The 24,365-nt window shown below is 69.9% G+C and carries 19 protein-coding genes; 11 read left to right on the forward strand and 8 right to left on the reverse strand.

Going from position 1 to position 24,365, the window contains the following annotated elements:
- Window positions 1-21: 21 nt before the first annotated feature.
- Entirely contained in the window at window positions 22-540 is a 519-nt protein-coding gene (gene cglC, locus ACX9TP_RS14425) for an adventurous gliding motility lipoprotein CglC (protein WP_482982167.1), read from the reverse strand.
- Between the two features lie 275 nt (window positions 541-815).
- Between cglC and ACX9TP_RS14430 the strand changes: the two genes are divergently transcribed.
- The 7 genes from ACX9TP_RS14430 (at window position 816) to ACX9TP_RS14460 (ending at window position 9,402) form a co-directional block, all read left to right on the forward strand.
- Window positions 816-1,646 (forward strand): outer membrane beta-barrel domain-containing protein, encoded by an 831-nt coding sequence (locus ACX9TP_RS14430; RefSeq protein WP_482980304.1) that lies wholly within the window; start codon window positions 816-818, stop codon window positions 1,644-1,646.
- On the forward strand, window positions 1,643-2,425 hold the full coding sequence (locus tag ACX9TP_RS14435) for an outer membrane beta-barrel domain-containing protein (protein ID WP_482980305.1): 783 nt from the start codon (window positions 1,643-1,645) through the stop codon (window positions 2,423-2,425). Before ACX9TP_RS14430 ends, ACX9TP_RS14435 begins: the two co-directional genes overlap by 4 nt.
- Window positions 2,422-4,485, forward strand: a complete 2,064-nt coding sequence (gltC, locus tag ACX9TP_RS14440) for an adventurous gliding motility protein GltC (RefSeq protein WP_482980306.1) — start codon at window positions 2,422-2,424, stop codon at window positions 4,483-4,485. Before ACX9TP_RS14435 ends, gltC begins: the two co-directional genes overlap by 4 nt.
- A 96-nt stretch (window positions 4,486-4,581) precedes the next feature.
- On the forward strand, window positions 4,582-5,862 hold the full coding sequence (locus ACX9TP_RS14445) for an MFS transporter (protein WP_482982168.1): 1,281 nt from the start codon (window positions 4,582-4,584) through the stop codon (window positions 5,860-5,862).
- Window positions 5,863-5,872: 10 nt separating this feature from the next.
- Window positions 5,873-6,910: a phosphate acyltransferase PlsX gene (gene plsX / locus ACX9TP_RS14450; RefSeq protein WP_482980307.1), complete on the forward strand. Its 1,038-nt coding sequence runs from the start codon at window positions 5,873-5,875 to the stop codon at window positions 6,908-6,910.
- Complete coding sequence (locus ACX9TP_RS14455) at window positions 6,907-7,953, forward strand: phosphatase domain-containing protein (protein WP_267855155.1); 1,047 nt, start codon at window positions 6,907-6,909, stop codon at window positions 7,951-7,953. Before plsX ends, ACX9TP_RS14455 begins: the two co-directional genes overlap by 4 nt.
- Before the next feature lie 165 nt (window positions 7,954-8,118).
- On the forward strand, window positions 8,119-9,402 hold the full coding sequence (locus ACX9TP_RS14460) for a heparin lyase I family protein (RefSeq protein WP_482980308.1): 1,284 nt from the start codon (window positions 8,119-8,121) through the stop codon (window positions 9,400-9,402).
- Window positions 9,403-9,458: 56 nt separating this feature from the next.
- On the opposite strand, the gene ACX9TP_RS14465 is transcribed toward ACX9TP_RS14460, so the two are convergent.
- Complete coding sequence (locus tag ACX9TP_RS14465; protein WP_482980309.1) at window positions 9,459-10,577, reverse strand: hypothetical protein; 1,119 nt, start codon at window positions 10,575-10,577, stop codon at window positions 9,459-9,461.
- A 28-nt stretch (window positions 10,578-10,605) separates the two neighbouring features.
- Window positions 10,606-12,906, reverse strand: a complete 2,301-nt coding sequence (locus ACX9TP_RS14470; RefSeq protein WP_482980310.1) for a TonB-dependent receptor plug domain-containing protein — start codon at window positions 12,904-12,906, stop codon at window positions 10,606-10,608.
- 661 nt (window positions 12,907-13,567) lie between these two features.
- Between ACX9TP_RS14470 and pcnB the strand changes: the two genes are divergently transcribed.
- Entirely contained in the window at window positions 13,568-15,301 is a 1,734-nt protein-coding gene (pcnB, locus tag ACX9TP_RS14475) for a polynucleotide adenylyltransferase PcnB (protein ID WP_482980311.1), read from the forward strand.
- Between the two features lie 100 nt (window positions 15,302-15,401).
- A complete protein-coding gene (locus ACX9TP_RS14480; RefSeq protein ID WP_482980312.1) occupies window positions 15,402-16,337 on the forward strand; it encodes a DMT family transporter in 936 nt (311 codons plus the stop codon).
- An 83-nt stretch (window positions 16,338-16,420) separates the two neighbouring features.
- Here ACX9TP_RS14480 and dinB read toward each other — a convergent pair whose 3' ends face one another.
- Entirely contained in the window at window positions 16,421-17,623 is a 1,203-nt protein-coding gene (dinB, locus tag ACX9TP_RS14485; protein ID WP_482980313.1) for a DNA polymerase IV, read from the reverse strand.
- 48 nt (window positions 17,624-17,671) lie between these two features.
- Here dinB and ACX9TP_RS14490 point away from each other — a divergent pair, with 48 nt between their 5' ends.
- Window positions 17,672-18,085, forward strand: a complete 414-nt coding sequence (locus ACX9TP_RS14490; RefSeq protein ID WP_482980314.1) for a secondary thiamine-phosphate synthase enzyme YjbQ — start codon at window positions 17,672-17,674, stop codon at window positions 18,083-18,085.
- Window positions 18,086-18,148: 63 nt separating this feature from the next.
- On the opposite strand, the gene ACX9TP_RS14495 is transcribed toward ACX9TP_RS14490, so the two are convergent.
- Together ACX9TP_RS14495 and ACX9TP_RS14500 are read right to left on the reverse strand one after the other, a co-directional pair.
- Entirely contained in the window at window positions 18,149-19,096 is a 948-nt protein-coding gene (locus ACX9TP_RS14495; protein WP_482980315.1) for an RluA family pseudouridine synthase, read from the reverse strand.
- Window positions 19,093-20,226 (reverse strand): serine/threonine-protein kinase, encoded by a 1,134-nt coding sequence (locus ACX9TP_RS14500; protein ID WP_482980316.1) that lies wholly within the window; start codon window positions 20,224-20,226, stop codon window positions 19,093-19,095. The genes ACX9TP_RS14495 and ACX9TP_RS14500 overlap by 4 nt, the downstream gene beginning before the upstream one ends.
- A 132-nt stretch (window positions 20,227-20,358) precedes the next feature.
- On the opposite strand from ACX9TP_RS14500, the gene ACX9TP_RS14505 reads away from it, so the two are divergent.
- The gene (locus ACX9TP_RS14505; protein WP_482980317.1) at window positions 20,359-22,443 is read left to right on the forward strand and encodes a protein kinase domain-containing protein; all 2,085 of its coding nucleotides are present in this window, start codon (window positions 20,359-20,361) and stop codon (window positions 22,441-22,443) included.
- A gap of 27 nt (window positions 22,444-22,470) precedes the next feature.
- Here ACX9TP_RS14505 and ACX9TP_RS14510 read toward each other — a convergent pair whose 3' ends face one another.
- Window positions 22,471-23,481, reverse strand: coding sequence for a putative metal-binding motif-containing protein (locus tag ACX9TP_RS14510; RefSeq protein WP_482980318.1), 1,011 nt, complete (start codon window positions 23,479-23,481; stop codon window positions 22,471-22,473).
- Window positions 23,478-24,290: a tetratricopeptide repeat protein gene (locus ACX9TP_RS14515; protein ID WP_482980319.1), complete on the reverse strand. Its 813-nt coding sequence runs from the start codon at window positions 24,288-24,290 to the stop codon at window positions 23,478-23,480. Before ACX9TP_RS14515 ends, ACX9TP_RS14510 begins: the two co-directional genes overlap by 4 nt.
- Window positions 24,291-24,365: the final 75 nt, after the last annotated feature.

Consider the following 24,365-nt stretch of genomic DNA (forward strand, 5'->3'; position numbering starts at 1 on the left):
ACCCCCCGCGCCGGAAAAAGTTCAGTTGCCGGACTGCGCCACCGGGGCGCCCGCGCAGAAGAAGGGCGAGTTGTTCTCGCCGAACGTGCGCCGGTAGAAGGCCTCGTCCGAGGAGCGCAGGGCCTCCAGCGTGTCCTGGTCCAGCAGGAGGGCGCGGCAGCCCATGCGCTCCGGCAGCCCCTCCAGCACGCCGCTGGTGTCCTTCACCTCGCACGCGTTGGAGCCTTCCACGCACTCCTTGCTGCAGTAGCCCTTGGCCTCGGCGTTCTGGTTCACCGTGCCGTCCTCGTTGGTGGCCCGGGGGAAGGCCGCATCGCGCACGCAGACGAGGTCCTCGCACTCGATGGAGCCGAAGGAGATGAAGTCCTGCTTCGGCGCCACCTCCTTCTCGAGGATGGGCATGAACTTGCGGCCGAACTCCTGTTCCTCGTCGGGGGACGCCTTGCGCACCAGGGTGCACTCCTTGCCGATTTCGCTGCTGACCTCGCAGCCACCCAGCAGCAGCGCGGCGGACATCAGGAGGGCGGTTCGCACGGACATCTTCATGACACCTCTAAAAAGGGGGGAGGGGACGCGGGACCTCTGGACCCGCGACGTCACCGGGAAGGGTAGCACAGCACCCTCGGACGCCAACGCCCCCGTACCACGGTATGAGCCAGTGGAATTGTGAAGGAATACCGGAGGGATACAGGGTAACCAGGCTTGCGCGGCGTGGTTGATGGTTGGGAATGCGACCGATAGGATGGGGAAACCGAGAGTCGCGCTGTACCCCCGGTGGCAGTTACGCCCCCCCTCCATTCACGGAGCCTCCGGATTTGAACCGCCCCACGTTGCTGCTCGCCCTGTGTCTGGTGCCCTCCCTGGCGCCCGCCCAGAGCCAGGAAGGCATGGGACTCGACCTGACGAAGGAAGAGTCCCAAGCCGAGTCGTCCCCTTCCACCGAGGACACCCCCACTGCACCGCCCGCGGAGGAGGCCACGCCCGCCGTGGCCGCCACCGTGGAGGAGACTCCAGAGCCCGAGGCCATCGCACCGCTGACCGACATCACCCAGGAGGACCGGGTGAAGAGCGTCCAGCGCAAGGTCTACCGAAAGAAGGGTCGCTTCGAGCTGACGCCGCTCGTCAGCATCTCGGTGAATGATCCGTTCTACTCCAAGGTCGGCGCGTCGCTGCGCGGCGCCTGGTACCTGGCGGACACGCTCGCCATCGCCGGTCGCGCGTCGCTGATGCAGGTGGTGCCGTCCGACGACGTGCGGACGGCCAAGCGCACCTTCAACAGCAAGATCTACAACTCGGTGCCCGAGTGGTCCGCGATGGGCGACCTGGAATGGAGCCCCCTGTACGGCAAGGTGGCGTTCCTCAACTCCATCCTCCACTTCGACGGCTACCTGCTGGCAGGCGCCGGCGTGGTGCGCACGGAGACGTCCGCGCTGCCCGACCGCGGCCTCAACCCGGCCGCCGACCTGGGCCTGGGCATGCGCTTCGTCGCCAAGGACTACCTGGCCGTGAACGTGGCCCTCATCAACACCTCCTATGTGGATCAGCCCCTGGGCAGCAGCAAGGGCGCCATCCAGAACATGATGACCCTCAACGCCGGCATCTCGCTGTTCCTGCCGTTCAGCTCGACGGGGAGGGACGCGGAATGAAGTGGACCCTTCGTCTGCTCCTGGCCCTGTGCCTCGTGGTGCCCGCGCTGGGCCACGCCCAGTCCTCCTCCAAGGAGGAGGAGGAGGCCGGCGACGTCTCCGAGGTGGACAAGGACCGGCTCGGGCCGCTGCGCGAGCGCGTGCGCCCCGTCTCCGGGCACCTCTTCCTCAAGAAGGGGCGCTTCGAGTTCAGCCCGTCCGCCTCGGTGTCGCTGCGCGACGCCTTCTTCAGCAAGTACATCTTCGGCGGCACGCTCACCTACCACCCCATGGAGACGCTGGGCGTCGGCCTGCGCCTGGGCTACGCGCTCAACACGGTGGCCGGCGCGGCGCAGATCTGCACCTTCACCGACGGCACCGACGGCGGCGCCACGCGCGGCTGCGGCTCGCCCACCATGAACCAGCTCGACGGTCAGGCCCCCGGGCAGCTCAAGCTGCTGGCCGGCGCGGACGTCCAGTGGGCGCCCATCTACGGGAAGCTGTCGCTCTTGGCGGAGAAGTTCATCAGCTTCGACCTGTACGGCGTCGTGGGCGCCTCCGCGGTGCAGTACCGCGGCCCGGACCTGTCCACGCCCACCGGCGCGAAGAACTACATGACCGGCGGTGGCAACCTGGGCGTCGGCGCGCGCTTCTTCTTCAACCGCTGGGTGACGCTGCGCACCGAGGTGCGTGACCTCATCTACGTGGAGAAGAGCCGCACCACCGACAACTACCTGCGCAACCAGCTGATGTTCGAGCTGGGCGTGTCCTTCTTCTTCCTCAACGGCTCCGAGTCATGATCCGCTCCTTCCGGCTCATCCGTGTCGCCGTCCTCGGGCTCGCGCTCGCCTGGACGGCCCCCAGCTTCGCCCAGAGCTTCGAGGGCCTGGACCTCGGCGCCCAGTCCAAGAAGAAGAAGCGCGGCTCCACCACCAGCAAGAAGAAGAAGACCCCCACCTCGCGCAAGACGCGCGGTGGCAAGGCGACCAAGACGCCTCCGCCGGAGGAGGACGCCGCCGCGGCCACCGAGACGCCGGCCGCCGAGTCCGCGCCCGCCGTGGCCACCCCGGCCGCGCCCGCCGCAGCGCCCGCGGCGTCCGCGCCCGCGCCCACCCCGGCCACGCCGCCGGCCTCCGCGTCCTCCCCCGCGTCCTCCGGTGCCTCCACCGGCGGGCTGGGGCTGGACCTGACGCAGGAGGCGCCCAAGCCGACGGCGCCCACCATGTCCTTCGACGCGGTGGACGTGTCCGGCAAGACGGCGGACCGCCAGCGCCTGGACATCGCGGTCAACCTCTTCAAGAACGACGAGTACGAGAAGGCCGCCATGTCCGCGCACGAGCTGCTCGCGGACGCGAAGCTGGCGGGCCTGCACACCGAGGCGCGCTACGTGCTCGCCAAGTCGCTCTACCGCATGGGCATGTACCACTCGTCCCTGGGTGAGTTCTCCAAGCTGCTCGCCCTGGGCCCGTCCACCAAGTTCTTCAAGACGAGCCTGGAGTGGCTCTTCTTCATCAGCCGCAAGACGAAGAACGAGACGGTCATCCTCGACGAGATTGCCCGCCACGCGAACCAGGAGTTCCCGGAGAAGTACCGCAACGAGTTCCGCTACCTCCTGGCGCGCTACCACTTCGTGCGCGGCCGCGCGCTGGACCAGGTGGGCCAGCCGGCGGACGCGGACAAGAGCTTCGAGGAAGTGAAGCGCCTGGCGCTGAGCATCCCCCGCAATGACCCGTTCTTCCCGCGCGCGAAGTACCTGGAGGGCCTGTCCTCCTTCCGCAACGGCAGCCGCCAGAAGGACGCGGCGGCCAAGCGCGGCAACGGGGACATGCTGGCCTCCGTGGAAGCGATGAAGGAGGTCATCCGCCTCACCCGCCCGGTGGCCGGCAAGTCCGCCGAGCAGGCGAAGCTGGACAAGTCCCTGCGTGAGCTGGCCTTCATGCAGCTGGCCCGCACGCACTACGGCATGCAGCAGAACCGCTACGCCCTCTTCTACCTGGGCAAGGTGGAGCGCGGGAACACGCAGTGGCTGGAGTCCCTCTTCGAGGCCTCCTGGGCCAACTACCGCGTGGGCCAGTACGAGCAGGCGCTGGGCAACCTGATTACGTTGTCCTCGCCCTTCTTCCGCGAGGAGTACTTCCCCGAGGCGCTCATCCTGAAGGCGGTCATCTATTACGAGAACTGCCGCTACCGGGAGTCCACCCTCATCCTCCAGGACTTCGAGCGCACGTACCTGCCGGTGCATGACCAGCTCGAGGCGCTCGTGAAGAAGAACATGGACGCCGGGGAGTACTACTCGGTGCTCGCCGAGGTGCAGAAGAAGAACAAGGAAGGCCTGGAGAAGAACGAGACGGACGTCATCCTGGAGCGCATCCTCCGGCTGGCGCTGACGGACCAGGACCTGCGCAAGACGAACGACTCCATCCTCGAGCTGGAGGGGGAGATGGACGCCTTCGCGAACCGGGCGGACACCTTCAAGTACTCGGACCTGAGCAAGACGCTCCTGGAGGACCTCAAGGTCCAGCGCACCGGGCTCATCTCCAAGGCCGGCATCATGGCCAAGGGCAAGCTGGAGACGGAGCTCGTCGCGCTCAAGCAGCTGCTGGCCAACGGCCTGCGCATCAAGTTCGAGACGACGACGAAGGAGAAGGAGTTCCTCGAGGAGCAGCTCAAGGCGGGCGGCCGCACGGCCATCGTCAAGAAGTACAAGTACTCGGTGGCCGTCTCGGACGACCAGCTCTACTGGCCGTACGAGGGCGAGTACTGGCGCGACGAGCTGGGCACGTACCAGTACACGCTGACGAAGGGCTGCATCGAGCGCGACACGGCGAACCGGAACGTCCAGTCCGCCGAGGCGATGTAGCCGGCTTCACATCGGGTACTTCTCCACCCCACCCACCGCCGGGGGCGCTATGTTCCGCGCTCCCGGCGGTTTCATTTTGGAAGGAAGGTGTTCCTGGTGGTGAGGCGGGCGGCGTCACTGCGCGTCGTCTTCGGAATCGTCACGCTGGACCTCATCGGGTTCGGCATCCTGATTCCGCAGCTGGGCGTGTACGGGGTGAAGTTCGGCGCCTCACCGTTCACGGTGGGGCTGCTGATCTCCATCTTTTCGTTGATGCAGCTGGTGGCCGCCCCGGTGCTGGGCCGCCTGAGCGACAGGTACGGCCGCAGGCCGGTGCTGCTGCTCAGCCAGGTGGGCTCGCTGGCGGGCTACGTGTTGTTCGCCTTCGCGGACTCGCTGCCGCTGCTGTTCCTGGCGCGCGTCATCGACGGGATATCCGGGGGCAACATCTCCACCGCGCAGGCGGTGGTGGCGGACATCACCCCGCCGAAGGACCGGGCCCGGGGCATGGGCGTCATCGGCGCGGCCTTCGGGCTGGGCTTCGTGCTGGGGCCGGCGCTGGGCGGCTTCCTGGGGGCATGGGGCGGCAACCTCGCCATCGGCCTGTTCGCGGCGGGGCTGGTGGCGCTCAACCTCGTGTGCACCTTCTTCTTCCTGCCCGAGTCGCGGGCCCCGGGCGCCCCGCAGGGGCACGCGCGCACGCTGAAGGGCGCCTCGCTGGCCATGCACCTGCCGGTGGTGGGGCGGTGCCTGGTGCTGGTGCTGGTGTTCACCACCGCCTTCGCGCAGATGGAGGGGACGTTCTCCGTGTACCTCCTGACGCGCTTCCTCTCGTCGGGGCCGGTGCCGCTGCAGGGCGGGCTGTTCCTCCAGGCGGCGCTGCCGGACGCGGCGGTGCTGCGCGAGGCGAGCCTGCGGGCCGGCTGGCTGTTCGCCGTGGTGGGGGTGCTGTCGGCGGTGGTGCAGGGCGGCCTGGTGCGACGGCTGGTGGGCGGGGGAGAGGGCAGGCCCGGGCGCGAGGCCCCGGTGGTCGCGGTGGGCTTCGGGCTCACGGCCGCGGGGCTGGCGCTGATGCCCATGGCCCCGAGTTATGCGTGGCTCTTCCCCGTCATGGGGCTGTTGGCGGTGGGCTCGGCGCTGGTGAACCCATGTCTGTCCGCCCTGGTATCTCTTCATGCCCCGCCGGAGCGGCTGGGCGCGGTGCTGGGGGCGTACCAGGCCTTCGGCTCGCTGGGGCGGATTGTGGGGCCGGCGCTGGGCGGGTGGCTCTTCACCCGGCTGGGGCCGGGGGCGCCGTACGGGACGGCGGCGGTGATGGTGGCGGGAGCGGGACTGCTGGCGCTGTCGCTGGTGGCCCAGGCGAGAATGGCAGGCGCGGGGGCCGAGCAAAGGTCCTAAGATGGAGGCCATGGTGGGGACGCAGCCGCAGCCGGTGACGATTGCCTTCGATGTCATGGGGACGGACCACGGTCCCGCGGAAGTGGTCCGGGGCGCGGCGATGCTGTCGCTGGAGTCCCCCCACATCCACACGCTCCTGGTGGGGGACCGCACCCTCATCGACGAGGCGCTGGCCGAGGTGAAGCACAACGGCGAGCGCATCTCCGTGCAGCACGCGGCGGACTTCGTCGGCATGGACGAGAAGCCGGGCGAGGCGCTGGCGCGCAAGCCGAACGCCTCCGTGGCGGTGGCCGCGCGGCTGGTGGCCGAGGGCGAGGCACAGGCGCTGGTGTCCGCCGGCAACACCGGCGCGGGCGTGCTGGCGTGTGCCCGGCACTTCCAGCTCATCCCCGGGGTGCGGCGCGCCGCGCTGGCCACGGTGTACCCGACGCGCTCGGTGCGTGGCGCGAAGGAGGACCCGTTCTCCCTCATCCTCGACGTGGGGGCCACGGTGGAGGCCAACGCGGAGGACCTGGTGACGTTCGCCGTCATGGGCTCGGCCTATGCGCGCATCATCTCCAAGAACGACCGGCCGAAGGTGGCGCTCCTGTCCAACGGCGTGGAGCCGCAGAAGGGCCCGCCGCGGGTGGTGGAGGCGCACGCGCGGCTGTCGGAGATGCAGGCCATCAACTTCATCGGCAACGTGGAGGGCATCGACATCCCGAAGGGCACCGCGGACGTCATTGTCACCGACGGCTTCGTGGGCAACGTGTGCCTGAAGATGCTGGAAGGCGTCCACGACACGGTGGTGGAGCTGGCCCAGTACGCCTACAAGGAGAGCCTGCGCTGGCGCGCGGGCCTGGCCATGCTGTCCAGCGGCATCCAGCGCATCAAGGACATCACCGACTGGAACCAGTACGGCGGCGCGCCGATTCTGGGGTTCGATAAAATCTTCATCAAGGCGCACGGGCGCTCGAAGTCGCGGGCCATCGCCAACGCGGGAAAGGTGGCGGCGAAGGTGGTGGCGAACAACCTGACCACCGCCATCCGGGAAGGCCTGAAGAAGTGAGTCTGCCGGACCGCATCGACCCGCGTCCCCCGCGGCGCATCTACCGGTGGGACCTGGACAAGACGTACCTCCAGACGGAGTTCGACTCGCTCCGGGACCTGGTGCGCACGGCCTTCCAGAAGGCGCACGAGAAGGTGGCTGTGCCGGGCGCGAGCGCGCTCATCCGCGAGCTGTCGGAGCAGGGTGACTCGCGGCTGTGCATCGTCTCCGGCAGCCCCAAGCAGATGCGGGCGGTGCTGGAGGAGAAGCTCAAGCTGGACGGCGTGAAGTGGGACGAGTTCGTCCTCAAGGACAACGTGGGCAACCTCTTGCGAGGCCGCTTCCGGGCCCTGCGCGGGCAGGTGGGCTACAAGCTGCCGGCGATTCTGGAGAGCCGGGTGCACGCGCCGGTGGAGGCCGAGGAGGTGCTCTTCGGCGACGACGCGGAGGCGGACGCGTTCATCTACTCGCTGTTCGCGGACCTGATTGCCGGACGCGTGGACGAGCGGGTGCTGTCGCAGGTGCTGGAGGCGGGCGGGGTGTACCCGGACGACCAGGTGCGGGTGCGCGAGGCGTGGAAGAAGATTCCCGTGTCGGACCCGGTGCGGCGCATCTTCATCCACCTGGACCGGCTGACGCCGCCCGCGCAGTTCTCCGCCTATGGCCCGCGCGTGGTGCCCATCTTCAACTACTTCCAGGCCGCGCTGGTGCTGCTGGCGGACGGGCACCTGACGGCGCCGCAGGTGCTCAAAATCGCCGTGGAGATGGTGCAGACGGCGGGGCACAACATCATCACCCTGTCGAACTCCTTCCAGGATTTGCTGCGGCGCGGCCTGCCCTTGCAGCAAGCGGCCATCGCGCTGTCACAGGCGCTGGAGGGGCCCAACAAGCTCCTGGCGGCGATGCGGCCCATGCCGGACATCCTCGCCGCGTTCAGCAAGCGCCTGGCCGCGCTGGGCACGCCGCCGCCGCCACCACCGGTGCAGGCGGTGGACTACGTGAAGCTCATCCACCACGCGCTGCCGCGCACCCACAAGGGCCGGGGCAAGCCGACGGAGGAGTAGGGCGCGGGAACCGCCGGCGTGAAGCCTTCCGGCGCCAGGCCGCTCGAGGGCCGCCTGCGTTGTTGCTTCTGTTGCAAAACGGAAGTTTCCGGCTGATGCAACTCGGATGCGCCTGCGGGTTCTGGATAGATGGGGGGCAGGGGCCGCCCAACATCAGGACCACCCATGGGTGCACATTCAGCGGGCTTTGGCTGGGCAGCGGCCGTCTTCCTTGCATTGGCAGGTGTCTCGGAAGCAGCTCCGGAAACCTGCAACGGCATCGATGACGACGCGGACGGCGCCGTCGACAATGACAAGGGCCGGGGGCACTACACGCTCAGCTCCGCGAGCGCGAACGCCTGCGGACAGGCCTTCCGGAGCGTCTGCACGAGCTCGGGATGGGTGAGCGAGGCCATTCCCTCCTCGTGGCAGGCGCAGCTGGAGTCGGACGACACCACGTCGCCGTATTTCAGGATTGGAATCCGGTCCTTCGACAGGGTGCACTGCGGGGGACCGGATGGCACGTGCCCCCGGTACATCTACGGCAAGCGCGGCAACTTCAGCACGACCAACGCGCAGGATGGAGAGGTTCCCTACGGCTTCCCGGAGGCGGGCTACAGCTGCCCGAACCCCTCCGTGGATGCTCTGGGGTGCAGGTACGCCATCTCGCTCTGGCAGACCGTCAGCAACCCCTCCACCTATCCGTGGCCCCCGTACACCACGGACTACGACGCCAGCCGTTGGAACATCCTCCGGATGAAGGTGAAGTCCGGTGACGTCTTCCTGTCCCAGACCCACGTCCGCAACGAGTTGGTCACCGCGAAGGAGGACTGCGGAGCGAAGATCCGCTACGGCGAGGGCGATGACCGGTACTACACCTGGGAGACCTGGTTCCCGACGGGTGCCTTCCCCATCCCCGGCAGCTTTCCCAATCCGCCCACCTACGACAGCTCGGCCCCCGTCCCCGCCTGGAACGTCATCTACCAATTCCATCAGCAGGATGACTGCGGGGGCAGCCCTCCGCTGACCTTCGGGTTGAGCCGCACGGACGGCCCGGGAACCGAGCAGGGCAACAGCTACCAGTTCGCGCTCTACGCGAAGCAGACCTATAGCGACACCAACACCCGCATCTGGTCATCGGGCACCGACGTGCTGGGAGGCTCCACCTATCCGCGCGGGAAGTGGATCCGCTTCCTGCTGCACGTGAAGTGGTCCACCAATCCCGCCGTGGGAAAAATCGAGCTGTGGATTGATGGCGTCCAGAAGACCTCGCAGACCCGGCAGACGCTGTGGACGTATGAGCCGGGCTGCAACCTCTCCGGGGCCACGAACGGGTCGCCGCATCCCACGTATCTGAAGACGGGCATCTACCGGGATGGAGCGATTCCGGCCGGCTACGATGCGACGCTGTATTTCAGGGCCTTCGAGATAGCGGCCTCGTGTCCCCGGTTCTGGCCGGGCTGTCCGTAGCGACGATTCGCCAGGCACGGTACCCGCGTCGGATGGGTACCGTGCCGGCGGCGTGACTACGGGCAGGGGAACAGCGCGTCGATGGCGGCCACGGCGGCGTCCACGTCCACGTCTTCCGCGTCCGTCTTCGTCACCTGGGCCTTCAGCACGTCGGCCTGCGCCGCGTTGATTTCGCGGGCCGCGCGGTCGAAGAACGGGCCCAGGGTGTTGATGAAGGTCATGCGCGCCTGCGTGCCCTCCTCGTTGCCGCACGTCAGCTCCGTCAGGCGCTGGCGGAGGATGAGCGCGGTGCCGCGAATGAGCGCGACGTCGTACTGGCGCAGCGCGCGCTGCTGCAGCTCCGTGTTCGCCGCCTTGCCGCCCTCGTTGTCCAGGTTGCGCCAGCAGCGCACCGCGAGCGCGGCGTCATAGGCGCGCTCGTGCGTCTCCGGGCCCAGCTCCCGCACGTAGCGCGCCAGCCCCTTGGGCTCCCCGCGCGCCGTGCCGCCCGTGTAGTAGGCCCATGCGCTGTCGCAGTCCTTCGGCGCGTCGGCGCAGCTCGTCACCTCGGACAGTGGGGAGACGTAGAGGAACCAGAGCAGCGCCGCCTCGATGCGCGCGGCCTGCACGCGCGGCGCCTCGCCCTTGCCGCCCCGGGTGAAGGCATCGGTGATGATGGGCAGCAGCTTCGCCGGACCCACGCAGCGGTCCGGCGCCGTCTCCGGCACGCCCTCTTCCCTGCACTTCTTGCCGTTTGGCGCCGGCGGGTAGTGCACGTCCTCGCGGCGCTGCACACGCGAGCCGAGGCCCTCCAGCTGCGTGTACAGGTCGTACGCCTCCACGAACTCCTGCGACGTGGGGACCTTGCCGTCCTTCCACAACTTCGTTGCGATTTCGTCGAACGCCGCCACGCGCGCCACGGTGGTGATGTTGGGGTCGATGGGCGAGTACGTGTTCTCGTCCGAGATGCACGCGGGCCACGCGTCCGTGGCGCTGTTGTTCACGGCGGCGTTGCGCGGCTGGTAGTCCGTGGCCGCCGGCTGACAGGCGGTGACGTTCTCCGTGTATCGCGGCGGGTTCGGACAGTCGACCTCGTTGCCGCCGGCGTCGGGCGGGTCCGTGGGCTTCGGGTCGTCGTCGTTGCAGGCGGTGGACAGCAGGGCCACCGCGGCCAGCGAGAGGAAGATGCGCTTCATGGGTTGTTTCTCCTACGGGGGGAGGCGCTCAGAAGGGAGTCGCCTCCAGGGAAACCACGAGTCCTCGACCCGGGCCATTCACACTCGAACCGTGGGAACGGTAGGCCACGTCCGTCACGTTCTCCAGAACCGCCGCCACGACGAACCGCGTCCCCAGTCGCCACGCGGCTCGCGCTTCGAGCACCGCGTAGCCCGGTGTCCCTCCGAGCGGAATTCTCGCGTCCGAGCGGTCCGACACGGCCAGCCGTGTCTGCTCCCTCGCCCAGCGCAGTCCGGTGCTGGCGGAGAGGCCGGAGGGGTGCGCCCAGAGCAGCTCCACGGTGCCGTTGAGCGGAGGCACGCGCGACAGTGGCACCCGCGGCGAGTAGGGCACGTCGGGGTTGCTGGGACGGTCCGCGAGGTTGGGGCCCTCGCCCCAGGTCCAGGCGATGCCCGCCTGCGCGGTGAAGGCCGCCGGCAGGCGCACGCGCGCGCTGCCCTCCAGGCCGTAGAGCATGCTCCGCTCGCGCGCGTTGACGAGCTGGAAGCGCGACCAGGAGGCATTGCACTGCGGTGTCGACGGCGGGCAGTCCGTGACGTCGCGAGGCCGCCGGCCGATGGCACCGTCCAGCCGGGTGGCGAAGCCCCAGCCCTCCAGCGTGACGTGGCGGGTGTGCACGCGTGAGCCCAGGTCCAGCGTGGTGGCGTGCTCGGGGGACAGCGCCGCGTTCTCGAACTGGAAGCCCGGGCCCGTCTGCTGCCGCGAGCTGAGGTCGTCCAGGTTGGGCGCGCGGAAGGAGCGGTCCACGTGCGCCAGCAGCGTGAGGCGCGGTGCGGCCCGCCACTCGACGCCCGCGTGGCCCACCCAGGGCACCCAGGTGTTGCTGACGGCGAGCGTGCCGGACTCGACGTCCGCCGGAGCCCGGGCGGACGCGAGGCCCAGCCGGGTGCCGGCGCGCGTGGTGACGTCCGGGTGGACGGCCCACTCCGCGTCCACGAAGGCGCCACCCGTGAAGTAGCGCGAGCCCTGGAGGTACTGGCCGCGGCTGCGCACCAATTCCACGGCGAGGGCGGTGAAGGTGGTGCGCGCTTTGGAGCGGACGAAGTCCTGCGCCCCGTCCGCGCCGAAGGTGAGCCGCAGGGGCCGCGAGGCCACGGTGTACGGCGCGGGAGACACGCGCAGCGTGGCGCCCAGCGTGTCCACGGTGTCCGTGCCCCGGTCCACCACGGCGAAGGCAGGCCGGTTGAACGTGCGCTGCTCGTGCTGCTGCTGCCAGGACAGGGTGGCGCGGGCGGTGAGGCCGCCGGGCTCCGCGCGGGACCAGGCCGCATACGCGAGCGTCCGGAGCTGCGCGTCGTACTGGAGGCACTCGTCGAAGCGCGAGAAGGGCGGCGCGCACTGGTCCGTGCGTGGGGCGTCGTACTGGCGATAGAGGTACGCCGCCGCCGTCAGCGAGTCCGTGGCGCTGGCCCGCCACACGAGGCGCCCGTCCGCCGTCAATTCATCGAAGCCCGTGCCGAGCTGCGTGCGGCCGTCCTCGTCGAAGCGGGGCACCTCCGGCAGTTGTCCATCCGAGAGGTTGCGCACCGGGCCGCCGCCCTCCAGCAGGCCCACGCGCCGGCCGCCCACGCCGCCGATGAAGCCGAGCCGCTCGGTGGCGCCCTGCACCTGCACGCGCCCGCCGCGCTCGCTGTCCGCCGTGGCGCCGCGCAGGAAGAAGGTGGGGCGCAAGGGCGTGGGCTGCCGGGGGGGCTCCTGCGGGTGGGCCAGCAGCACGCCGCCCAGCGCGTCCGAGCCGTAGGGCGTGGAGGCTCCGCCGCGCAGCACCTCCACCGAGTCCAGCGTGCGCGAGTCGAGCGTGAAGAAGTACTGGTTGGGCCCCTGGCGCCAGGTGCTCGTGTTGAGGCGGACGCCGTCGAACAGCGCCAGCGTCTGCTGCCCGGTGAGTCCGCGCACGAAGGCCGAGCCCTGCGCGTGCGCCGTCTGCTGTACGAAGACGCCCGGCTCCCAGCGCAGCGCATCGGGAGCGGAGCGGGGCAGCCGGCGCTCCAGGTCCGCGCGGGTGACGGTGCTCGAGGCGCGGCCTTCGGGCGCGTCCTCCTCCGCCGCCTGGCCGGAGATGACCGTCTCCCGGGAGGAGGGCGCCGCCTCGGGCGCTGGGGCCTGGACGCGGCCGTGCTCCGGTGCCGGGCTTCGCGGCGGAACGGGCTCCTCCGGCGACACCGGAGCCTGGATGGGCGCATCCTCCGGCGCCTGTGCCCATCCCGGCGCGCCGCATAGCAGTCCCAACGCCAGGCCAGGGGCGAAGAGGGCGGAGCGCACGGAAGAGGCGGGACGAGGAGGACGCATCAGGGCCAGGGGCCCACGATACCCGGGCGCCGCGCCGTGTCAGCCTCGTGGCCGCACCCGGGGGCCACCACGGCCTTCACGCCTGCCCGCCCGCTCACCGGGCATGCGGCATTTCCCGCCCGGCTCCTGCCCGAGCGGCCCCGCTGCCCGCTCCCCGGGCGGCCTCCAGAACGTTTCACGTGCGTGGCGTGTTGATACGGGACAAAGTGCCCCGGAAGAACGGGTGTTTCCACGCGTTTCAGGCCAGTCAGCCACGTGCGCGACACCCTTCGACGTACCCGGAGCGAGCCCGGAGCAGGATGACCTTTCACGTCTCCCCGAATGTTCCACCGCGAAGGGATTCTCCGCCCGTCCGCCCGTGGGAGGGCGGGGAAGAACCTACCCCCCGGGGAGGACGGAGCGGCGAGGGCCCGTTGGCCCCCTCCGGCCCGGTGACGCCGGTCAACATTGTCTTCACTCGCTACTCCCAGGCCGGGTGGATGCGGTATAGACGGCTGCCCTTGAAGCGCCCCCTGGGGGGCGTCTATTGGCGATGACGCGAGATTCGACTGAAACGCCGCCTGCCGGCATGACGCTGCCACCTGCGCCCGAAACTGACGCGCGCGAGGTTGCCTCCTTCGAGGCGGCAGCGACTTCCGAGCGCGGCGCACAAGAGGTTCCCATGAGTTCAAACCCGGAGCTGTCGGCGCCCCCTGAGCGGGCCAGCGCCTCCGAGCCCGTGGCCGCCGATGCGGCCCCTTCCGAAACCGAAATTCCCCGCAGCCCCACCCCCGAGTCGTCCGAGCCGCCCCTCCAGGCCGCCCGCGTGGATGACGAGGCCGACGACGACGAAGCCGACGACGAAGATGCCGAGGGCGTCTTCGACGAGGCCGGCCTGTCCGCCGAGGCCGTGCTCGCCGCCGCCGAGGCCGCGGACGCCGCGGAGCGTGGCGACGAGGAGGTGGAGCAGGTCCCCGCCGTCCTCGAGCCCGAGCCCGAGCCGACCCCCTACGAGCGCGAGTTGCACGCGCCCCACGTCCGCCCCACCGGTGAGCCGGCGGAAATCGACCCGGACGAGCTGGACCCGGACGCCCTCAAGGTGGTGCTGCGCCTGCACCAGCACGGCCATCAGGCGTACATGGTCGGCGGCTGCGTCCGGGATTTGCTCCTGGGCCGCAAGCCGAAGGACTTCGACATCGCCACCAGCGCGACGCCCAACGAGGTGCGCGGCATCTTCCGCAACTGCCGCCTCATCGGCCGGCGCTTCCGGCTGGCGCACGTCTACTTCAAGGGCGGGAAGATCATCGAGGTCTCCACCTTCCGCGCCAACCCGACGGAGCTGGAGCCGGCCCCCAGTGGCGAGGACGAGGGCGAGTCGTCCGGTGAGGACCTGCTCATCACCCACGACAACGTCTTCGGCACCGCGCAGCAGGACGCGCGCCGCCGCGACTTCACCATCAACGGCCTCTTCTACGACGTGGCCGAGGGACGGGTCATTGACTACGTCCGCGGCCGCCGGGACCTGGACGAGCGCTTCATCCGGACGATTGGCGACCCGGAGATTCGCATGCGCGAGGACCCGGTGCGCATCCTGCGCGCCGTGCGCTTCGCCGCGAAGCTGGGCCTGGACATCGAGTCGCGCACCTACGCGGCCATGGAGGGCGCGGTGGAGGACCTGCCGCGCTGCGCCCCCGCGCGCCTGCTGGAGGAGACCTTCCGCCTCATCCGCGGCGGCGTGTCCGCCCCGGCGCTCAAGCTGCTGGACGCGCTGGACGCGCTGAAGATTTTGCTGCCGCCGGTGAACGCGTACCTCAAGCAGCACGGCAAGGAGGGCGAGAAGACCTTCTACGCCTTCGCCGAGTCGCTGGACCGGCGCGTCACCTCGGGTGAGCCGCTGGACGACGCCATCCTCCTGGCCATGCTGCTGATGCCCATCAGCCGCTCGCCGGGACAGGACGAGGCGCAGCAGGCCCAGGGCTCGTCGCAGGAGGGTGGCCGCCCGTCGGTGTCGCACGTGGTGGAGGACCTGCTCGCGGGCTTCGTGCAGTCCGCGCGCCTGCCCCGCCGCATCGCCGAGCGCTGCCGCATGCTGCTGCTGGCCCAGCGCACGCTGTCCGGCGAGCGCCGCCGCCGCAGCGCCGCCTTCAAGCGCCACCCGCTCTTCAGCGAGGCCCTCACCGTCTTCGAGATGACGGTGGAGGCCACCGGCGAGGGGCGTGAGCAGCTGGACGCGTGGAAGTCCGGCGAGGTGCCGCCGCCGCGCGCGGATGCCTCCGACAGCGAGGGCTCCGACGCAGGAGGCCAGCGCAAGCGCCGCCGCCGTCGCCGCCGTCGCCGTCCCTCCGGGGGCGGGGCCTCCGGTGAGGGGGCTTCCTCCGGTTCGTCCGCGTCGGGCTCCGACGCGGGCGACGCTTGAGCCCTCCGGTTTCGAGGTCTCCAAGCCCATCGCGAACGTGGGTCTACAGAAGGCGGGCTCCGGGCCCATTGCGTACGCGGGTCTACGGAAGGCGGGTGTCGTGAGCCCTTCGGTTTCGAGGTCGCCGAGCCCATCTCGTACGCGGGTCTACGGAGGGCTGGTGCTGGGCGTGGTGGCCGTGTCCTGGGCCGCCCCGCTCATCCGCTTCGCGGAGGCGCCGTCGCTGGCCATCTCCGCGTGGCGCCTCACCTTCGCTTCCGTGCCGCTGCTGCTCCTGGCGCTGCTGCGGGGCCGCTCCGAGCTGGCCTCGCTCAACGCACGCACGTGGGGCTGGCTGGTGCTGTCCGGGCTGGCCCTGGCGCTGCACTTCGCGACGTGGATTGCGTCCCTGCAGTACACCACCGTGGCCAGCTCGGTGGCGCTCGTCACCACGACGCCCGTCTGGGTGATGCTGTTCGCCTGGATGTCCCTGTCCGAGCGCGTGGGCCCGCGCGGGCTCGGCGCCATCGGCCTGTGCCTCGCGGGCAGCGTGCTCATCGGCGCGCGGGACTTCGCGCTGGGCGGACAGGCACTCTGGGGCGACATGCTCGCGGTGCTGGGCGCGATCCTGGCCGCGGCGTACTTCGTCATCGGCCGGCGCGTGCGCGAGGCGATGTCCCTGGGCACCTACGTGGGCGTCGTGTACTCGGTGGCCGCGGTGGCGCTGATGGTGACGCACGCCTTCGTGGACTCGCCGCTCACGGGCTTCACGCCGCGCACCTGGTGGGTGCTCGTGGGGCTGGCCGTGGTGCCGCAGCTCATCGGCCACTCGATGCTCAACGCCTCCGTGCGCCACCTGTCCGCGCCCTTCGTCTCGGTGGCGGCCCTCGGCGAGCCGGTGCTGGCCACGCTGTGGGCCGTGCCCCTGCTGGGCGAGACACCCGACTGGGTGCAGGTGCTCGGCGGAGGCATGGCCCTGGTGGGCGTGGTGCTGATGGCCCGCGAAGAGGCCCTGCGCCAGCCCCCGCCGCCGGACATGGTGCCGGCGGCGGACTGACGTCGCGGCGCCGGGCCGGTGGCTCGCATCGAGGGCGCGTGGCCGCGATGAAGGGCCCGCGTGAACAGCGGCTGGGGAGCGCGTCAGCGCTTCGGCTTGTCCACCGGGCGCTCGGAGCGGTGCTCGTCGTCGGCGGGGGCCTCGCTCCCGGCGATGTCCGCCGTCGTTATCGCCTTGCTGCCGAAGCGCTCGGCAATCTTGTCCAGCGCGGCGTTGAGCTTCGCGGTGCGCGGCGGCGCCGCGGGGAAGAGGCCGAGCTGCGGCGGCACCTCGTCCAACTGCACACTCACTCCGGTAAGCCGAATCGGTTTGCCCTCGTGCGAGCGCTCCATCAGCTCCAGCGCCGTGCGGTAGATGGCCTGCCCGTCGTCCGTGGCCTCGCGCAGCGTGGTGCGCCGGGTGATGAGCGTGAAGTCCGAGAACTTCAGCTTGAGCTGCACCACGCGGCCCTTCACTCCGGCCCGTCGCAGCCGGCGCCCCACCCGCAGCGCCTGCGAGTGCACGTGCGGCTTCAGCGCGTCCACTCCGGTGAGGTCCTCCTCGAAGGTGTCCTCCGCGCCCACGCTCTTGGCGGCGCGGTCCGGCACCACCTCGCGCACGTCGATGCCCTGGGACAATTCCCACAGGTGCCGGCCGCTGGAGCCCAGCCGCTCCTCCAGCCACTCCGGCTCCCGCGCCGCCACGTCGCCGATGGTGCGCAGTCCGGCGAGCTTGAGCGCCTCCTCCGTCTTCGGCCCCACGCCCCACAGCCGCGACACCGGCAGCGCCGCGAGGAAGGCCACCGTCTCCTCCGGCCGCACCTCGCGCTGGCCGTTGGGCTTCGCCAGGTCCGAGGCAATCTTCGCCACGAACTTCACCGTGGCGATGCCCGCCGAGGCCGGCAGGGACAGCTCGTCCGCAATCTCCTTGCGGATGCGCCGGGCGATGTCCGCGGGCGAGCCGAACAGGCCCACCGACGCCGTCACGTCGAGGAAGGCCTCGTCGAGCGAGAGCGGCTCGATGAGGGGCGTGTAGCGCTCGAAGATGGCGAAGACGTGCTCGCTGGCCTCGGCGTACGCGGAGAAGCGCGGCTTCACGACAATCGCATGGGGCGCGGCCTTCATGGCGCGAGCCATGGGCATGGCGCTGCGCACCCCGAAGGGACGGACCTCATAGGACGCGGCGACGACCACCCCTCGCTGTGCGTGCCCGCCGACAATGATCGGCTTGCCGCGCAGGGCGGGGTTGTCGCGCTGCTCCACGGACGCATAGAAGGCGTCCATGTCCACGTGGATGATGGCTCGCATGGCGTGAGTCACTGTAGTGGGCCCCTCTGACGCTCCATGGCCGCCGACATGAAGACCCTGACCGAGTACCTGTGGTTCGAAACCAAGGAGCGGCGCGAGCTCGTCCGGCTCACCGACACGGTGGCGGGGCTGGTCCGCAAGAGCGGCATCCAGGAAGGGATGGTCCTCGTCTCGGCCATGCACATCACCGCCGGGGTCTTCGTCAACGACGACGAGTCCGGCCTCCATGAAGACATCTGGGAGTGGCTCCAGACGCTGGCGCCCTTCGGTCCCGACTACCGCCACCACCGCACCGGCGAGGACAACGGCGACGCCCACCTCAAGTCCATGCTCGTGCACCACCAGGTCATCATCCCCGTCACCGCGGGGAAGCTGGACCTGGGGCCATGGCAGCAGGTGTTCTACGCCGAGTTCGACGGACAGCGCCGAAAGCGCGTCATCGTGAAGGTGATGGGCGCGTAGGGCTACACCCTGAAGGGGCGTGTCCTCGGGGAGGATGTAGAGGGTAGGGTCGGCGGTGCTGAATCAGTCCTGGCGCTCGCCCGGCAGCGGCAGGCCCAGGCGCTCCAGCTCCGCGCGCAGTTCCGGGGGCAGGGGGCTGCTCACGCGCAGTTGCTGCTGCGTCTGGGGGTGGGGCAGCGACAGCGAGCGCGCGTGCAGGAAGAAGCGGCCCAGGCCCGGCGCCTCGCGGCCGCCGTACAGCGTGTCCCCGACGATGGGGGCACCCACGCCCGCCAGGTGCGCGCGCACCTGGTGCAGCACGCCGGTGAGAATCTGCACCTCCACGAGGCTGTAGTCCCCCGTGCGGGCCAGCACCTTGAAGCGGGACTGCGCCTCGCGCGCATCCTCGGCCCCGAAGGGCGCGGGCTCCACGCGGTCCGGGTGGCGCGGGTGGTGGCGCAGGGGCACGTCGATGTCGCCCTCGTCCGTCAGCGGCCCCGTCACCAGCGCCACGTAGCGCTTGTCCACCGTGCGCCCGCCGAAGGCCTCGCGCACCGTGGTCCACGCCTCGCGCGTACGCGCCGCCACGAGGACGCCGGACGTCTCCACGTCCAGCCGGTGGCACAGCCCGCCCTCGCGAGGGTCCACGGAGGCCTGCGCGCACTCGGGGTAGCGCGCCACCAGCGCGTTGGCCACCGTGCCCGTCTCACCGGGCTGCAGGGGGTGCGAGGGACGGCCCGCGGGCTTGTCCACGAACACCAGTGCCGCGTCCTCGTGCAGCACCGCCAGCGGGAAGTCGGTGTCGGGGACGGCCTCGCGCGACTCCTCTTCCACCTCCACGGCGATGCGCTGCCCGGCCTCCAGCGTGAGGCCCTTCTTCGCGGTGCGGCCATTCACCTTCACCGCGCCGGCCTCGAAGAGGCGCTTGAGCCGCGCGCGCGACAGGCCGAGCGCTTCGCCGATGAAGAGGTCCACCCGCTGGCCCGCCTTGTCGGCGTCCACGGTGAGGGTGTGCAGCTTGGGGGCATTCACTCGGAAAGTGCCTCGTAGACTTCCTCGGCCGTCTGGAACCGGTCGTCCGGCTCCTTGCGGATGAGGCGGTGGGCCACGCGCGCCAGCTGCGGGTCCCCGTGAAGGTTCAGCGCCAGCACCGGTGGCGGCTCCATCTCCAGCACCTGGCGCCAGAGCTCGTGCGGCGTCTTCGCGTCGAAGGGGGGCCGCCCGCTCAGCAACTCATAGAGGATGACCCCGAGGCTGTACAGGTCGGAGCGTCCATCCAGCGGCTCGCCCAGAATCTGCTCCGGCGCCATGTAGCGGTAGGTGCCCACCAGCTTGCCGGCCTCGGTAATCGCCACGTCGTCCGCGAGGAACTTGGCGAGGCCGAAGTCCATCAGCCGCACCTGCCGGTCCTCGTCCACCATGATGTTGGAGGGCTTGAGGTCCCGGTGCACGAGCCCGTGGCCGTGGATGTAGGCCAGCGCCTCGCAGACCTGGAGCATCGCGTCCTTGAGGCGCCCCATGCGCTCCGGCCGGTTGAGCTCCTCCACGCGAATCACGTGGCCGCGGTCCTCCACCTCGGGCTTGCGGGGCGCGGGGGGCGGTGGGGCGAGGCCCTCCATCGAGTCGTCCGAGTCGTACCCGGCGGACATGCCGCCGCCGAGGCCTCCGCCCGCGAAGCTGGCGACGTCCTCGCTGGGCGCCTCGTCGGCGAAGGCGGCCAGTCCGAAGACGGCCTCGCCGCTCTCCTGGGACTCGGAGAGGCTGTCGCTGCCGGTGCCGAAGTCGTCGTCCGCGGTGCGCCGGATGGACAGGGGGCTGCGCGGCGTCAGGCCGGTGGCGTTGGAGAGCAGGTCCTCGCCGCTCATGTCCAGGTAGTGACGGAGGGTGAGCCCCTCGATGAGCTCCATGGCGAGGTACGGCCAGCCCTGGTGGACGCCGGACTCGAAGACCTTCACCACGTTGGGGTGGGACAGGTCCGCGAGCGTGTCGAACTCGCGGGCGAGCCTGCGCGCGGCACGAGCGTCCAGCGCGGGGCCGGCTGAGAGCAGCTTCAGCGCGACCTCGTCGTTGGTTCGGCGGTCCAGGGCCCGGTACACGGTCCCGGCCCCGCCACTGCCAAGCGTCTCCAGGACGCGGTAGGGACCAATGACCTTCGGGGGCATGGGGTGCGGAGATCCTACGGACCGCGTCGGGTCAGGGTCAAACGCGATTCACGCCCGTTTGCCTGGAGTTGGGCAGAGCGAGCCGGGGCGGGGTTTTACTTTTCCGCCAAACCTGGGAGAACCCGGTTTCAAATGCAATTAGGGAAGTACCAGCTCGTTCGCAAGCTCGCCACGGGAGGCATGGCGGAGGTCTTCCTCGCGAAGGCCGCCGGGCCCATGGGCTTCGAGAAGACGCTCGTGCTCAAGCGCATCCTCCCGCACCTGGCGGAGGACCCGGCCTTCGTGGAGATGTTCCTCGGCGAGGCCAAGCTGGCGGCCCAGCTCGAGCACCCGAACGTGGTGCAGATCTTCGACTTCGGTGAAGCCGAGGGCAGCTTCTTCCTGGCGATGGAGCTCATCGACGGGCCCAACCTGCGAAAGCTGGTGAAGCGCGCGCAGGAGGTGCCCCTGCCGCCCGCCCTGTGCGCGAAGCTGGTGGCGTCCGCGGCCGAGGGCCTGGCGTACGCGCACGAGTTCAGGGACCCGGCCACGGGCGAGCCGCTGGGGCTGATTCACCGGGACGTGAGCCCGGACAACATCCTGGTGTCGCGGCAGGGCGCGGTGAAGGTGGTGGACTTCGGCATCGCCAAGGTGGCGGGGCAGGGGCACCGCACGCAGACCGGTGTGGTGAAGGGGAAGGTGGCGTACATGCCACCCGAGCAGCTGCAGACGAAGCCGCTGGACAGGCGGGTGGACGTCTATGCGCTCGGGGTGGTGCTGTACGAGCTGCTCACGGGGAAGCGGCCGTTCGACGCGACGACGGACGTGAGCGTGATGCAGGCGATTCTCTTCGAGGCGTTCATTCCCGCGACGCAGCGGCGGCCGGACTTGCCGGCGGCACTGGTGCAGGTGCTGGAGCGGGCGCTCGCGAAGGACCGGGACAAGCGGTATCCGGACTGCCGGGCGCTGCAGGCGGATTTGGAGCGGTTCGTGATGTCCACCGGTGAGTCGGTGGGCGCGTACCAGATTGCGCAGTTCATGGCGCAGTTGCTGGCGGATGGGGTGGGCGGGCCCGTGGGCGTGACGCCGCAGGCGGTGGCGCCGCAGGCGGTGGCGCCACGCGTGCAGACGGGGCCGAAGCCGCCGACGGCGCCGAGGTCCATGGTGGCTCCGGTGGAGTCGCCCGTGGATTCCACGTCGCCCACGACGCCGATGCCGATTTCGATGCGCTCGGCGGTGCGTGAGGTGGCGCGGGCGACGACCGAGGAGCTTCCGGCGTTGCGCTCCGTGCCGGGGGCCGATGTGAGGTCGACGGTCGAGGATCTCCCGGCGCTCGGACCCGCGGCGCGCGCCACGGTCCAGGAGCGGGCAATTTCCGCGTCCGGCCGCGAGCCGTCGTCTTCGCGGCCCCGGACGGAAGTGCGTCCCGCGCTCGGAATTGGGGTGGCTAGAGGTCGCGTCGGCGAATCGTGGAAGCCGCCGGTGGCCGTGGTGATGGAGGCTCCGCTGTCCTCGATGCCGTCGCCGCCGGTGCGCGCGGAGGTTGCCGCGAAGGTGGACGCGGACGATGCGGTGCATACCCGGAGCTCGGAGTTCGCCGCGCCCCGGCAGGAGCCGAAGGGCTCCCGGAAGCTCGTCGCGGTGGCGGTGGGCGGGGTGCTGCTCGCGCTGGGCGGAGCCGTCGTGCTGTTCGGCTCGGGCTCGGAGCGCGCGGTGCCGGTGACCATCCAGCCGCTGCCGGAGCAGACGCCTCCGGTTGCCGAGGAGGTTGCGCGGGTTCCCGCGACTCCGACTCCGCAGGCTGTGGCGGCTCCTGTGGCTCAGACCTCGGGGAACGGTGTGGCGGAGACCGCGGCGCGGCAGCCGGTGGTGGAGGCGCCGCCGCGGACGGGCGCTCCGTCGGGGGCTCCTCCTTCGATGGTCGCGCCTTCGACGCCGGTGGCTGAACCCGTCGTGGAGAAGAAGGCTGTGACTCAGGCTCCGGCGCGTCCGCGACCGGCTGCGCGCCCGGTTGCCGTGGTTGCCAAGGGCACGCTGGAGTTCCGCATCCGGCCGTATGCCGTCGTGTCACTCGATGGGAAGGTGCTTGGTCAGACACCGCTCGGGGCTGTCGAGGTGCCCGTGGGCAAGCACACCCTGCGGCTCGTGAACAAGGAGCTGGGCAAGGACGTGGTGAGGTCCATTGAGGTGAAGGCGGACCAGCCCAACGTGTTCAAGCTCAACCTGGAAGCGGAGTAGGGGCGGCCCAGGCCGCCGGGTGAGTGGTTACTGGGCCTGGCAAACGACGTCACTGCGGTCGGATGCGCACACGTTTGTCCCGGTGGTTTGTTCAGGCGTAGTGCAGGCGGCACCCAGCTCAGGGAAGTCCTCGTCACTCGGGCCGTCGCAATCATTGTCCCGGCCGTCGCAGAACTCCTGGGCGCCGGGAAACACGGTGGCGATGCTGTCGTCGCAGTCGTTCGGGCTGGTGACGTAGCCCGCCGGCATGTCATTGCAAAAAAGGGCCGTGGCAGTCGCGTTCTTGTCGCCGTGTCCATCCCGGTCCATGTCCGGGTACGCCATGGCGGTGATCGGCACGTTGCAGAAAACCTTGCCGTTGTTGCCACAGGCGCGCGTGCCCTGGCAGCTGGCGCCCGCGTTGCATGGCTGTCCCAGTTGGAACTCCACCTCATCCGACTGGTCATTGCAGTTGTCGTCCACGCCGTTGCACCACTCGGTCACACCGGGATTGATGAAGACCTGGTTATCATTGCAGTCCGTGCCGCCCGAAAGCCGGGACACGTAGCCGTCCGCGTCCGCGTCTATTGCGAGCAACGATAGCGTCGTGTCCGTCGTCTGGCCCCGCGTCAACTTGACCTGCCGCGAGTGCGTCACCACCGGCTCGCCGGTGCAGGCGCGCTCGTAAGCTTGCGCCTCCACCTCCACATTGCTGCCCCAGATGTCGGGATAAAGCACTCCCACGACGATGCTGCCGCCAGAGGCATCGCCGCTGAGGCTCTCAGCCTCCACGTCCTTTGAGATCAGCGAGAGCCACTCGACGCTACCTTCCACGTCGCGTGCCCTCATTCGCACGCAGCCAGGCTTGAAGCCGTCGTAGCTCACGGTGACCTTTATCGCTCTGCATGCCTCGGTATCGCCGCCGAGAACCGCGTCGGCTGGTCCATTCGTGATCTCATTCACGCTGAGAGGGGCCTCGCCATCGCACTGGAATTCCTTGAGGCTCGGAACCGTGCAGGAAGCACAGAGCAACAGCACGACGAGTCCCGCGCGAGTCATTGAAGCACCTCATTCTCGTTCGCCTTGCCGTCGCCAGTGAACCAGGTGATGACAGCACCTGCCGTCGCGGTAACGGCGACGCCGAAGAGGATATTGGCTGCGAGCGCCTGTCCTCTGGCTTCGTCCAGACGCGCAACCTGGTAGCCAATGCGGCTGCCCTCGCGCGCGTCCTGGATGTTGCCCTTGGACTGCAGGCCGAGGTAGCTCCCCACGCCTCCGGCCAATACGCCCGCGCCGAGCAATGCCACCGGGAGCGGCCGGATTCGGCGAGAGGGTTTCTCAACCAGCGACGTCGCGCCCAGGTCTCCGGCAGGCGCAGGCTCGGAAGCTTCAGGCGTCGGCGTCGCGACGAGTCCCGGGACCTTATCGGCAGGCCGCGTCGGGCGGTCCGTCGTCGCCGGAGGCGGCTGGGAAGGCGGTGGCTTCGCACGCGCCAGTGCCGCGTGCTCGGCCTTAACTTCCGAACGCACGGTCTCGAAGTCTCGAGCCACCTTGGGGGACACCTTCACCGGAAGCTGGGCCTCCAGTTTCAGGGACAGCGCCTCACGGAACGCAGCGAGAGACCCGGGCCGCTGGCCGAGGTCCGCCAGCACGATGCCTTCGTACAGTGCCACCCGGGTCCGCTCGTCGTCGGTCTTCGCCAGGGCCCTGGCCTGGGTCAGCGCGTCGAGAGCCTGTTCGTACTCCAGTTCTTCGTAGAGGCGCGCCGCCTCCTTCAACTGCGCCTGGAACCCCTCTGTCTGCTTCGTCACGGCAGGTGACGAGCGTTGTGCGAGCGCCAGCCCTGGCATGACCAGGAGCAGGCTCAAGAACAGGCCCCGGACAGACGTCCCCCAGAAAGAAAGGCTTTCCATGGAAACCGACCGTACCACGGCGAATCTGGG

This window comes from Pyxidicoccus sp. M15, from assembly GCF_056858435.1.

Bases quoted from the DNA above. Each gene is read 5' to 3' on its own strand.
- cglC (WP_482982167.1), bottom strand. From the start codon at position 540: ATGTCCGTGCGAACCGCCCTCCTGATGTCCGCCGCGCTGCTGCTGGGT.
- ACX9TP_RS14435 (WP_482980305.1), top strand. From the start codon at position 1,643: ATGAAGTGGACCCTTCGTCTGCTCCTGGCCCTGTGCCTCGTGGTGCCC.
- gltC (WP_482980306.1), top strand. From the start codon at position 2,422: ATGATCCGCTCCTTCCGGCTCATCCGTGTCGCCGTCCTCGGGCTCGCG.
- plsX (WP_482980307.1), top strand. From the start codon at position 5,873: ATGGTGGGGACGCAGCCGCAGCCGGTGACGATTGCCTTCGATGTCATG.
- ACX9TP_RS14460 (WP_482980308.1), top strand. From the start codon at position 8,119: ATGGGTGCACATTCAGCGGGCTTTGGCTGGGCAGCGGCCGTCTTCCTT.
- ACX9TP_RS14465 (WP_482980309.1), bottom strand. From the start codon at position 10,577: ATGAAGCGCATCTTCCTCTCGCTGGCCGCGGTGGCCCTGCTGTCCACC.
- ACX9TP_RS14470 (WP_482980310.1), bottom strand. From the start codon at position 12,906: ATGCGTCCTCCTCGTCCCGCCTCTTCCGTGCGCTCCGCCCTCTTCGCC.
- pcnB (WP_482980311.1), top strand. From the start codon at position 13,568: ATGAGTTCAAACCCGGAGCTGTCGGCGCCCCCTGAGCGGGCCAGCGCC.
- dinB (WP_482980313.1), bottom strand. From the start codon at position 17,623: ATGCGAGCCATCATCCACGTGGACATGGACGCCTTCTATGCGTCCGTG.
- ACX9TP_RS14490 (WP_482980314.1), top strand. From the start codon at position 17,672: ATGAAGACCCTGACCGAGTACCTGTGGTTCGAAACCAAGGAGCGGCGC.
- ACX9TP_RS14500 (WP_482980316.1), bottom strand. From the start codon at position 20,226: ATGCCCCCGAAGGTCATTGGTCCCTACCGCGTCCTGGAGACGCTTGGC.
- ACX9TP_RS14505 (WP_482980317.1), top strand. From the start codon at position 20,359: ATGCAATTAGGGAAGTACCAGCTCGTTCGCAAGCTCGCCACGGGAGGC.
- ACX9TP_RS14510 (WP_482980318.1), bottom strand. From the start codon at position 23,481: ATGACTCGCGCGGGACTCGTCGTGCTGTTGCTCTGTGCTTCCTGCACG.